The sequence below is a fragment of the Photorhabdus sp. RM96S genome (assembly GCF_042879335.1).
GTDB lineage: Bacteria > Pseudomonadota > Gammaproteobacteria > Enterobacterales > Enterobacteriaceae > Photorhabdus > Photorhabdus kayaii.
Window position 1 is genome coordinate 20,274 of the sequence record NZ_JBHFKT010000050.1, and the last position, 11,855, is coordinate 32,128.

10 protein-coding genes and 1 pseudogene are annotated in these 11,855 nt (G+C 43.0%); 7 read left to right on the plus strand and 4 right to left on the minus strand.

The genetic code is table 11. The features are described from left to right. Positions 1–68: 68 nt before the first annotated feature. Positions 69–191: pseudogene (locus tag ACGF49_RS21675) on the minus strand (IS1595 family transposase); the annotation flags it as partial. Positions 192–441: 250 nt separating this feature from the next. Here ACGF49_RS21675 and ACGF49_RS21680 point away from each other — a divergent pair. Further along, positions 442–1,194: a sulfite exporter TauE/SafE family protein gene (locus ACGF49_RS21680; RefSeq protein ID WP_113043595.1), complete on the plus strand. Its 753-nt coding sequence runs from the start codon at positions 442–444 to the stop codon at positions 1,192–1,194. Here the strand turns inward: ACGF49_RS21680 and ACGF49_RS21685 are convergent. After that, positions 1,159–1,350, minus strand: a complete 192-nt coding sequence (locus ACGF49_RS21685) for a hypothetical protein (protein ID WP_146748117.1) — start codon at positions 1,348–1,350, stop codon at positions 1,159–1,161. The two genes, ACGF49_RS21680 and ACGF49_RS21685, sit on opposite strands and share 36 nt — an antisense overlap. Positions 1,351–1,427: 77 nt before the next feature. On the opposite strand from ACGF49_RS21685, the gene ACGF49_RS21690 reads away from it, so the two are divergent. From ACGF49_RS21690 to ACGF49_RS21700, 3 genes are all read left to right on the plus strand, one after another. Beyond that, complete coding sequence (locus tag ACGF49_RS21690; protein WP_271867608.1) at positions 1,428–2,618, plus strand: MFS transporter; 1,191 nt, start codon at positions 1,428–1,430, stop codon at positions 2,616–2,618. 396 nt (positions 2,619–3,014) lie between these two features. After that, entirely contained in the window at positions 3,015–4,361 is a 1,347-nt protein-coding gene (locus ACGF49_RS21695) for an NCS2 family permease (RefSeq protein ID WP_113043593.1), read from the plus strand. 271 nt (positions 4,362–4,632) lie between these two features. After that, a complete protein-coding gene (locus ACGF49_RS21700; protein ID WP_113043592.1) occupies positions 4,633–6,282 on the plus strand; it encodes a Na+/H+ antiporter in 1,650 nt (549 codons plus the stop codon). Positions 6,283–6,486: 204 nt separating this feature from the next. Here ACGF49_RS21700 and metR read toward each other — a convergent pair whose 3' ends face one another. Further along, positions 6,487–7,443 carry an HTH-type transcriptional regulator MetR gene (gene metR, locus ACGF49_RS21705; RefSeq protein ID WP_113043591.1) on the minus strand — a complete coding sequence of 319 codons (957 nt, stop codon included), beginning with the start codon at positions 7,441–7,443 and terminating at the stop codon, positions 6,487–6,489. 108 nt (positions 7,444–7,551) lie between these two features. On the opposite strand from metR, the gene metE reads away from it, so the two are divergent. The 3 genes from metE to ACGF49_RS21720 all read left to right on the plus strand — a co-directional run bounded on the left by metE (position 7,552) and on the right by ACGF49_RS21720 (position 11,029). Then, on the plus strand, positions 7,552–9,828 hold the full coding sequence (metE, locus tag ACGF49_RS21710; RefSeq protein ID WP_271858832.1) for a 5-methyltetrahydropteroyltriglutamate--homocysteine S-methyltransferase: 2,277 nt from the start codon (positions 7,552–7,554) through the stop codon (positions 9,826–9,828). 281 nt (positions 9,829–10,109) lie between these two features. Beyond that, the gene (locus ACGF49_RS21715) at positions 10,110–10,250 is read left to right on the plus strand and encodes a hypothetical protein (RefSeq protein ID WP_158536601.1); all 141 of its coding nucleotides are present in this window, start codon (positions 10,110–10,112) and stop codon (positions 10,248–10,250) included. Further along, positions 10,196–11,029: a twin-arginine translocation signal domain-containing protein gene (locus ACGF49_RS21720; protein ID WP_113043589.1), complete on the plus strand. Its 834-nt coding sequence runs from the start codon at positions 10,196–10,198 to the stop codon at positions 11,027–11,029. The genes ACGF49_RS21715 and ACGF49_RS21720 overlap by 55 nt, the downstream gene beginning before the upstream one ends. Before the next feature lie 174 nt (positions 11,030–11,203). On the opposite strand, the gene pcp is transcribed toward ACGF49_RS21720, so the two are convergent. After that, on the minus strand, positions 11,204–11,806 hold the full coding sequence (pcp, locus tag ACGF49_RS21725) for a pyroglutamyl-peptidase I (protein ID WP_387492747.1): 603 nt from the start codon (positions 11,804–11,806) through the stop codon (positions 11,204–11,206). Positions 11,807–11,855: the final 49 nt, after the last annotated feature.

Here is an 11,855-nt window from a genome sequence, read left to right on the forward strand (position 1 = left end):
ACAACGATATGTGTCGTGGTCACAAGTTATAATAAAGTTCCTAAAAATCAATTAAATAGAGCAAGGTGCCAAAGAGCTGAAGTCGTTTTGTTGACACCCACTAACTCTGCCGCAGTGCGGGCTGTAGCCCCCGCCACAAAGAGTTCCTGAAGACGTTTTTGCTTGTATTGGCTAATCCGACTTTTTCTCATTTGGATATCCTAGATCAAATTACTTATCTAGAGCAGCCCCAATTATTTATTGTTAGGAAATATTTTAAATTGATTATAATTTAAACATATTATTTTTCCACAGGACCATACCCGCACCATATGTGCATAAGTACCTCTTTAACTGGCGTGTCCCATTTTTTGCAGACTGACCTGACAAATGATAGTAAAAACTATTAGTATTGGGAAAACGATCACTTTAGATTGAAAACTTATTTTCAGGGAAGTAGAAATGTTACATGTACTTGCGTGGCCTGATCTGTTTATTTGCATTTTTGTCGTTTTCTTTGCTTATCTGGTTTTTGGTATGGCCGGGTTTGGTTCTGCTCTTATTGCTAGCCCAGTTCTGGCATTTTATATTCCTGTAGCGAAAATTGTTCCTATGCTCGCGTTGGTAGATTTAATCGCCGCAGTGATTAATATTACTAGAGAGGGTAAAAAATCAGAGTTTAGTGAGTTCAAATTAATGATTCCATTAATGGTTGTCGGTAGCTTGATTGGCGCCGCCATTTTATTGATGGCCCGACCTGATGTTTTAGTTCTGGTGTTGGGGTTATTTGTTGTTTTCTATTCAATTTATTCGCTATTTTTCAGTAAAACCTACCGTCAATTCCCCGCTAAAGCCGCTATTCCATTTGGTCTGGGTGGAGGTATTTTCAGTGCGCTATTTGGTAGTGGGGGTTTTCTTTATGCAATTTATCTAACTGGGCGGATAGCAGATAAGGAAATTTTCAGGATCACTCAGACGACTTTAATTGGTTTCAGTACCCTGACGAGAGTGATTATTTTTGTTGTCATGGGGATTTATCTGGATACCTCATTTTTGTTATTGATACTGGTATTTATTCCAGCCATGTTGTTGGGAATCTATTTTGGTCGCCAGGTGACACTGAAAATCTCCAGAGAAACGTTCTTGAAGTTTATCAATATTATTGTACTGGCTTCGGGGTTAATGCTGATATATCGTTATATATTTACTATTTGAAATATACCCGTCATCTTTCAAGTTGCCTCTTTGTTGGCTGCACTCACTCACCCCAGTCACATAGTTATCTATGCTCCCGGGGATTCGCTCCTTTGCCGCCGCGATGCATCTTGAAATCAATAGGGTATAGTAACTAATTGGAATTAATGTATTCAATATAATATTATTAATTTGTTGTTTTCAGTTCATTTCATATTTATTCTCTTTGTTTTTGCTGGATAGGCATAAATAAAATGAGTAGTCGTGATTATAGAAATAATAATTTTTTTGCCATTTTTACTATTACCACGAGTGTCGCTGTTATTGGCATTGTCATTGGTTTGACTATCCCAATGATAGCGTTACGCTTGAATAGCCAAGGTATTGATGAGTTGTACATTGGTTTAATTTCTGCGGCTCCGGCATTGGGGGTTCTTTTGAGTGCTCCGGTAGTCCAGAAAATTGTAGCTCTGGTAGGTAAGAAACACGCCATGATGATTGCAACAGGGGTTTCTGCTGGCAGTTTGCTCCCACTTTTGGGTTCGTTGCCGATGGAGTTGCTTTTTCCTCTGCGGTTAGTTACTGGTGCTGCTAACGGGTTAATGATCTGTCTCGGTGAAACCTGGATTAATGAACTCTCTGAAGAGAATAAACGAGGCAGGGTACTGGCTGTTTATACAACAGTTTTTACTATCAGTCAGTTGCTTGGCCCTTCTATCATTGCTTTTTATGGTATCGCAGATAAAACGCCGATACTGATTTGTACTCTGATCCATATCTTTTCACTGGTGCTCTTTGTCATGGTAGATCAGAAGAAAGGCGATAAGTTGCCGCAACACAGTAAGAAATCTAATTTCTCTATTGTTCAATTTGTGAAGATTGCACCGGCGATCTGTGGTGGTGTGCTATTTTTTTCCTTTTTCGACGGGACCATTCTTTCTATGTTTCCCATCTACGGGATGAGTTGTGGGTATACCGAAGCGGTAGCTGCACTGATGATAAGTGTCATTCTTGCTGGTGATGCAGTGATGCAGCTTCCGTTTGGTTGGCTGGCGGATCATATGAATCGTATGCGCCTATACCAGATTTGTGGTGTAGCAACGCTCGGAGCAAGTGCATTATTGCCGTTTGTTATGATATATCAATATCTTATCTGGCCTTTGTTGATTGTTTTAGGGGCAACTGCGGGGGCTATCTACACCATTGCATTGGTCCAAATCGGTCAGTATTTTTCAGGAAATGATCTGATAGTGGCTAATGCCGCGGCGGCTATGTTGTGGGGAATTGGGAGTTTGTTTGGACCACTGCTTGCCGGTATAGCGAGTTCAGTGACGCCATCAGATTTACCTGTTCTGCTTGTCATCATTGCAGCACTGTTTCTGGTTTCAACCATGGATCGGTTTAATCCACAAAGTGATAAAAGTAATAAAAGTGATAAAAGCTGAAGTATTCAGTCGGTAGCTGTACAGGTGCAAAAGCTGGCGGTGAATAGCAGTCAGCACTGAGTAAATATTATGTTTTTTCAAATGGCTGGGGAGTCGAATCCTAAGATTGAAACATTGCGATTAATTATTGTGAAAAGTTTAATTTCTGGAAGTCATTTTGTTAATGCTTGGCTAAATAATACCTTAGCTATTGATTTCGACACTATGATCACTGGATAATCTTTCGCCTCAAATTCTCTCACTGTTTTCTATTCTAAAAGCCAAACGATTGCTTTTATGATTTGTTGAACCGATTGGTGCAATGTTCATTAAGTTGTTGTGTTATTAAGCAAGGTAATCGTTTTCGTTTGATGAGGAAGTGGAAGAAGTACCATTAACATAATGCAGGGGAACGACATGTCTGGCACTCAGGCACCAGTTAAATGCAAACTGGATAAGTATTTTAAATTGACTGAACGTGGCACAACGGTACGCCGTGAAATTCTGGCGGGGATCACAACTTTCTTGGCGATGGTTTATTCAGTCATCGTTGTACCGGGAATGTTAGGGCAGGCAGGGTTTCCCCATACTGCTGTCTTTATTGCGACTTGTTTAGTTGCCGGTTTTGGTTCTTTGTTAATGGGGCTGTGGGTTAACTTGCCAATGGCAATTGGTTGTGCAATTTCGTTGACTGCATTTACCGCTTTTAGTCTGGTTTTAGGACAGCAAATCACTATTCCGGTTGCACTCGGTGCGGTATTTTTGATGGGGTGTTTGTTTACAGTGATTTCTGTTACCGGTATTCGTTCTTGGATTCTACGCAATATACCCATGGGCATTGCGCATGGTGCAGGGATTGGTATTGGGCTGTTTTTGTTGCTGATTGCATCAAACGGTGTTGGTCTGGTCATTAAGAACCCTCTGGAAGGTTTGCCTGTTGCTTTGGGGTCGTTCACCTCTTTTCCGGTTATGATGACTCTGCTTGGGCTGGCTGTTATTTTTGGTCTGGAAAAATTGAAAGTTCCCGGTGGTGTGCTGTTAGTGATCGTGGTGATTTCAGTTATTGGGCTGGTTTTTGATCCGGCGGTAAAATATCAAGGGTTCTTTAAGATACCAAGTCTGGGAGATGATGGCCTGTCCTTGATTTTTAGTATGGATATTATGGGGGCTTTGCAGCCAATTGTGTTACCCAGTGTGTTGGCGTTAGTCATGACTGCGGTGTTTGATGCGACCGGTACCATCCGTGCGGTAGCAGGGCAAGGGAACCTGTTGGATAAAGGCGGACAGATTATTAATGGCGGTAAAGCACTGACTGCCGACTCTGTTAGTAGTATTTTTGCCGGTGCTATCGGTGCTTCTCCGGCTGCGGTATATATCGAATCAGCCGCGGGTACCGCAGCCGGCGGTAAAACAGGTTTAACCGCAACAGTTGTCGGGATCCTGTTCTTGTTAATTTTGTTCTTTTCTCCACTTTCCTATCTTGTACCGGCGTATGCCACCGCGCCGGCGTTGATGTATGTTGGTTTGTTGATGCTGAGTAATGTCAGAAAGCTGGATTTCGATGATTTTGTTGGGGCGATGTCCGGTATGCTTTGTGCAGTCTTTATTGTTCTGACCTGCAATATTGTAACCGGTATTATGTTGGGTTTCAGTTCGCTGGTTGTTGGTCGTATCTGTTCCGGTGAATGGCGCCAATTGAATATCGGTACCGTGGTAATTACGATCGCTTTAGTAGCATTTTATGCTGGTGATTGGGCTATTTGATTGATTAAAAAGTGCGTAATGGGTGTTCACCCCTGCGCACTTTGCCAATTCTTGCGATTACTTTTAAATTCTCAATTATTTCCCCTGTATTTATCTGATTAGTTTACAATATTCCTGTAATTCTTTCAGATACGGCTCCGCGTGTATCTACCTTTTTCGATTGATTCAGTTATTTTAGTATTAAGATTTATTCTCACTGTTTTGTGTTAACGGGAAGAAAAAGAGTTTCAATCTGTATACCAACGGTTCTTAGGCAAATTGTAAGGGCAACATGGAAATATTCTTTACTATTCTGATCTTGATTTTGGTGGTTTCAGTTTCTGGCGTTCTGACTAAAGTGATTCCGTTCCGCATACCTCTGCCGTTAATGCAAATTGCTATGGGAGCATTGCTGGCTTGGCCGCACTTTGGCTTACATGTGACTTTTAATCCTGAGCTATTTCTCGTTCTGCTAATTCCTCCTTTGTTATTCGTTGATGGCTGGAAAATGCCAACCAGAGAGTTTTTCCAGTATGGACGGGAAATTTTCATACTGATGCTGGTATTGGTGCTGGTTACTGTTGTCGGTATTGGTTATCTGATTTACTGGCTGATGCCAGGTATTCCGTTAATTGCTGCTTTTGCCCTTGCTGCTGTGCTATCGCCAACAGATGCGGTGGCTTTATCATCCATTGTTGGAAAAAGGCGTATGCCTAAGCGCATGATGAATGTGATGGAAGGGGAAGCGTTAATGAACGATGCTTCCGGCCTGGTAGCCTTAAAGTTCGCTGTAGCGATAGCAATGGGAACGATGGCATTTTCTGTTACTGGCATGACCATAGAATTCTTCAAAGTTGCTATTGGCGGTTTGTTATCCGGTATTGCAGTAACCTGGTTGTACAGTAAATCCCTGCGCTTAATGAATCGTTGGAGCGGTGGCGATCCGGCAACCCAAATTGTTTTCATGTTGCTGTTGCCGTTTGCTTCTTATCTGATTGCAGAACATATTGGTGTTTCCGGTATCCTTGCCGCGGTTGCCGCGGGTATGACGATCAGTAAATCTGGGGTCATCCGCAATGCTCCGTTGGCAATGCGTTTGCGTGCTGATAGTGTCTGGTCAATGCTGGCGTTCGTATTTAACGGCCTGGTGTTTGTCATGCTGGGCCTGCAATTACCGGGGATCTGGCAAACTTCCGTTATACAGGCAGAAATTGATCCAACTGTTGAAACCTGGATGCTGTTCGCCGCAGTTGCAGTGATTTATGGAGCCCTTTTATTACTGCGTTTCTGCTGGTTATGGCTGATGAAGAATATCAGCAAATTTTTTATGAAAAAAAATCCACTGAATTTTGCGACTTATACCACTCGTGAATTATGGCTGGCATCTTTTGCCGGAGTTCGTGGAGCAATCACACTTGCTGGCGCACTGTCTGTTCCTCTGTTTCTGACGGATGGTACGCCATTCCCGGCCCGTTATCAGCTTATCTTTATTGCCGCGGGAGTCATTCTGTTCTCGTTGTTAATTGGCGTTCTCTCTTTGCCATTCCTGTTACGGGGAATGCAAACTTCCGATAAGGAGGCAGATATCAGTGAGGTCCGAATGGCGCGGGCAGCTATGGCGGAAGTGGCGATTGTCAGTATGAATAAGATGGAAGAGCGTCTTTCTGCTAGTCCCGAAGAGCAATTGGATGCTGAAGTGATTACTGAAGTTGCTTCCAGGGTAATTGGCTATTTGCGTCGCCGTACTGTGGGGCAAGATGAGATAGAACATAGCCTGCTAGTGGAAGATTTGGAGCGTCGTTTTCGTCTGACTGCATTAAGGGCAGAGCGTGGTGAGTTATATCATCTGCGTGCAACTAGAAAAATCAGTAATGAGACACTTCAAACCTTGCTGCATGATTTGGATTTACTGGAAGCTCTACTGGTACAGAAAGAGCATTGATATCCTATAATTTGTGAGTTGTCACGATAATCTTGTGAGTCGCCGTGTTCAGCCTGATCGGTGGATATTTCGCCTGTCAGGTTGATAACTGATTTTATATGTTTACTCGTATCTGGCTGGTGGTATTGGGTTTCCCGCCGTGGATACCGGAACCTCTCGGCAATGATGAATAATATGTTGGTTCCGGTGGAATGGCTGATCAATTTACCATTGGTGGGAGTTTGGTTGTTGCGTTGTTCTGGGGGCATCAACGTTTAATTTTGCAATTCCTTTTACGAATGGCAGATTATCCATCGCGTGCTGGCGTGCGGAATGGATAAACGCGTCAATCTCAGGCTGATACTGTTCTCCTTCACGAACGGCAGCGTACAGCCTGCTCCATAAACCTTCTCCCAGTGTTTTAGTTACCACTAACTCTTGCCTTTCAAATGTCTCAACAACCCAATGTGGCAGAGCCGCGATTCCCATGCGGGCAGCGACCATTTGGATCAGTAACAGGGTGTTATCCACATTTTTCAACATAGGGACAACGCCCGCCGGTTGCAAGAAACGCCGCCAGATATCGAATCTCTGACGTTGAACGGGGTAGATCATCAACGTCTCATCAATTAAATCTTTTGGCTGGATGTGCAGTTTATTGGCCAGAGGATGATCCGGAGCAACAACCAGTTTGACCTCATAATCAAATAGCGGTGTGTAGTGCAAATGACTCTCAGGGAGAATATCTGATGTCAAAACGACATCCAATTCTCGTTGCAGTAATGCAGGTTGTGGATCAAAAGTGACGCCGGATTTGAAATCCACATTGACTTGTGGCCAGGTTTCTCGGAAATGCTTGAGTGCAGGTGTCAGCCATTGAATACAACTATGACATTCAATAGCGATACGCAGATTTGTTTGGCTCGGTTCTTTACATTCGCGCAGTGCATTTTGAACCAGAGGGAGCACTTGTTCTGCTAGTCGTAATAAAACTTCACCCTGTGGTGTGAAACGAAGCGGTTGACTTTTACGAATGAACAACCGGAAGCCAAGGCGATGTTCAAGATCGCTGAACTGATGAGACAAAGCGGATTGTGTTTGATGCAGATGATTGGCTGCTGCCGCTAATGAACCACAATGACTCAATGATTGTAATGTTTTTAGGTGTTTTATTTCGATCATGAGAAACCTTCAGGATGATAATGAATAAATTGCGCTTGTGGTTTATACCTTACCTGTTGATTATGGATGTGTAAACATCTAGACGGCTAAAAATGACGGGATAATGAAATGACGACTATTAATCACACACTTGGCTTTCCACGTATCGGTTTGAAAAGAGAACTCAAAAAGGCTCAGGAAAATTATTGGGCAGGGAAAATTTCTCAGCAAGAATTATCGGAAACTGGCCGTGAGTTACGTGCCCGTCACTGGGAACAACAAAAGCAGGCTGGTGTTGATTTAGTGCCGGTTGGTGATTTCGCTTGGTATGATCATGTTCTAACCACCAGTTTACTACTCGGTAATGTGCCACCGCGTCACCAGAATCCAGATGGCACGATTGATCTAGATACACTGTTCCGTATTGCTCGCGGTCGTGCGCCGACGGGTGAACCTGCCGCCGCCGCAGAAATGACTAAATGGTTTAATACTAACTACCATTATATTGTGCCGGAATTTCAGCAAGGGCAGGAATTTAAGCTGAGTTGGACTCAGTTACTAGAAGAAGTGGATGAAGCCTTATCTCTGGGCCATCAAGTGAAACCAGTTTTACTGGGGCCGATAACTTACCTGTGGTTGGGTAAAGTGAAAGGTCAGGTATTTGATCGTCTCTCTTTATTGAAAGATATTCTTCCTGTTTATCAGCAAGTATTAGCTGAGTTAGCTAGACGTGGTATCGAATGGGTTCAGGTTGATGAACCTGCGCTGGTACTGGAACTGCCAGCAGAGTGGTTGGCAGCTTATCCGGTTGCTTATCAGGCACTTCAAGGACAGGTTAAACTATTGCTGACTACCTATTTCGATAGCGTTGGTCACAATCTAGAAACGATTAAATCTTTGCCGGTACAAGGGCTACATGTGGATCTGGTTGCTGGTCAGGATGATATCGCGCAACTGAATGAGTCATTGCCGAAAGAGTGGGTGCTTTCCCTTGGTGTGATTAATGGTCGTAATGTATGGCGTGCTGATTTAACCGCTAAGCATCAGCTAATTAAGCCATTGGTAGGTAGCCGTACACTGTGGATCGGTTCTTCCTGTTCTCTTCTGCATAGCCCTATTGATCTGAGTGATGAGACTGCGCTTGATGCAGAGGTGAAAAGCTGGTTTGCGTTCGCATTGCAGAAATGTGAGGAGTTAGCTTTGCTGGCTGCGGCATTGAATCAGCCAGATGGCAGTAAACAAGCAGAATTGGATGCTTACAGTGCGCCAATCCGTGCACGTCGTGAATCTAAACGGGTGAATAATCAGGCTGTTACTGAGCGCCTGGCGGCAATTAAGCCACAGGACAGTGAGCGTAATCAGCCATACCCACAGCGTGCGGAAATACAGCGTCAGCGCTATAACTTGCCATTGTGGCCGACAACAACCATTGGATCATTCCCGCAAACGACGGAAATTCGTGGCTTGCGTTTGGATTTCAAAAAAGGCCGGGTAGATGGTGCCAGCTATCGTACCAATATCTGTGAACATATTAAGCAGGCAATTAACGAACAAGAACGTTTAGGATTAGATGTATTGGTTCATGGCGAAGCTGAACGTAACGACATGGTGGAGTACTTCGGTGAACACCTCGACGGTTTTGTCTTTACGCAGAATGGTTGGGTTCAGAGCTATGGGTCCCGCTGCGTGAAGCCACCAGTGATTATTGGCGACGTCAGTCGTCTAGAAGCTATCACGGTAGAATGGGCTAAATATGCTCAATCGCTGACGGAGAAACCTGTCAAAGGGATGTTAACCGGGCCGGTGACAATTCTCTGTTGGTCATTCCCAAGGGAAGATGTCAGCCGTGAGACGATTGCAAAACAGATTGCATTGGCACTGCGTGATGAAGTGGACGATTTGCAAGAAGCGGGTATTGGTATCATCCAGATTGATGAGCCAGCATTGCGGGAAGGTTTACCACTGCGCCGGGAAGAGTGGCAATCCTATCTAGATTGGGCGGTAGAAGCATTTAAATTGAATGCTGCAATTGCCAAAGATGACACACAGATTCACACTCATATGTGTTATTGCGAGTTCAATGACATCATGCCTTCCATCGCAGCATTAGATGCGGACGTGATTACCATTGAAACTTCCCGTTCAGATATGGAGCTGTTGGATTCATTCGAAAACTTCTCTTATCCGAATGAGATCGGGCCGGGGGTTTATGACATTCATTCACCTAACGTACCTAGTGTTGAATGGATTGAAGCACTGTTACGTAAAGCGGCTGATCGTATTCCGGTCGAACGCTTGTGGGTTAACCCGGATTGTGGCCTGAAAACCCGTGGTTGGATTGAAACTCGCCAGTCACTGGCAAACATGGTACAAGCAGCGAAACGCCTCCGTGAATCAGTGAAATAACGTATCCTGTAATTTGCCTGTCATCTTTAATTGGTGATGGGCATTTTTCATAAAATAATCTTTCTTTTTGCAATAGCACGTAGAGGTGCGGCTTGGCTGGGATCTTTTCTGTTACCAAACTTTTAGTAACTTATATATGCCATATTGGTATTTGAAAAAATACATTTTATTAACAAAATAACCCGGGTAGTAACAAGATGGAAGCATTGTAATATACCCTATGGATTTCAAGATGTATCGCGACGGCAAGGGAGCGAATCCCCGGGAGCATAGGTAACTATGTGACCGGGGTGAGTGAGTGCAGCCAACAAAGAGGCAACTTGAAAGATAACGGGTATAGAAACTTAATAATTAAAGAGAGGATTATATGGATGTTAATAAGTTGCAAGGTAAGAAAAGTAGCTCTCGAAGAAATTTTTTAAAAAGTAGTGCTGTTATTACAGCGACTGCTGCACTTGCTCCGATGAGTTTAGCTCGTGCGGAAACAAAGTTATCCCCACAACATGGAATAGGCGTATGTACGCTTGCGCCAGAGCAGATATCAGGGCCGTATTTCCGAAATGACAAAATTGTAAGAAGGGATATTACCGATTCAGAAGTAGGAATACCTTTTTTATTGAAAATTACTGTCATGGATAAAAAAACATGTAAACCCATTGATAATTTATTTATTGATATCTGGCATTGTAATAGTCGGGGGAAATATTCTGGTTGGAGTTATATCAGCCCCGATATAGTACCTAACGTTGCTGGAATAGCTTCTATCAATAGAACTGATGATAAAAATTTTCTAAGAGGAGCCCAACCATCGGATAAGAATGGGATAGTTAATTTTACGACTATTTATCCTGGGTTTTATGCTGGTAGAGCGACTCATATTCATGTTGCAATCAGAAAATTGAGTACAGATATAACTGACAAAGAGCACTTTGCTTTTGTTGGTCAAATGTATTTTCCAGAAGAAATAAATACAGCTGTTTATAAATATGATCTGTATTCAAAACAGAGGGTAATCAGAACAAAAAATCATGAGGATGAATATTTTAAAAATATGAATGGTCACCTTTCAGAAATAAAAGTAACAAAAATAGATGAATCTGATATTAACCGTGGGATACTGGGTGAAATAATTCTATCGATAGACTTGGAAAATATATCTAATTTCATAACTAAAGATGATTTATATTTTCATACGGTATGACCAGTTTTGTTGAATAAACTAAATTTCAATGTAATAATAGTTTACATATGAATATTGTGCAGGCACAGAGAGGATTATCTTTACTGTTTGATTGATATTATCAGTAGATTATATTTTCTGTGCCTGTTGTTTTCTCAGAGAAAAAAATTTTAGTCCTGCAAGCAGAATATCGAATTAATGAGTTGTGCCTCCATTAATGGCGATATCTTCACTGTTTTTTAATGCTCCAGCGATAGCAATTTCCAGTGCTGTTCTAATTGTTTCCAGGGTCATACTCGGAGCGCCTGAATACCGAACTGCTTGTTCAGGCAGAAAAGGAATATGGATAAATCCACCGCGTATTTCAGGATGGATGCATGCCAAATGATGCAACAAGCCATACATGACGTGATTACAGACAAAAGTACCTGCGGTTTGTGAAATGGAGGCAGGGATTCCTGCTTCACACAAACTTTTGACTATCGCATTGATCGGTAATGTGGCGAAGTAGGCGGCAGGGCCTGTTGCGATTATGGGGGTATTGATAGGCCGATTGCCTTGATTATCAGGAGTGCTAGCATCATTGATATTAATTGCCACGCGTTCCACGGTAATATTTGGTCTACCGCCTGCCTGCCCCACGGCAATAACCAGATCAGGCTGCACATCATCAATAGCAGCATACAGACAAGACAGAGAGACGTCGAACACACACGGAAGCTGACGCGCCTCAATGTGCAGGGCGCGAGCATACTTTTTTACCCCCCCCTTGAATGAACCGTAATTATATGATCTCATTCTCCTTATTTTTCTTTTTAATACTCGCCCATGAATCCGAACCAGACCC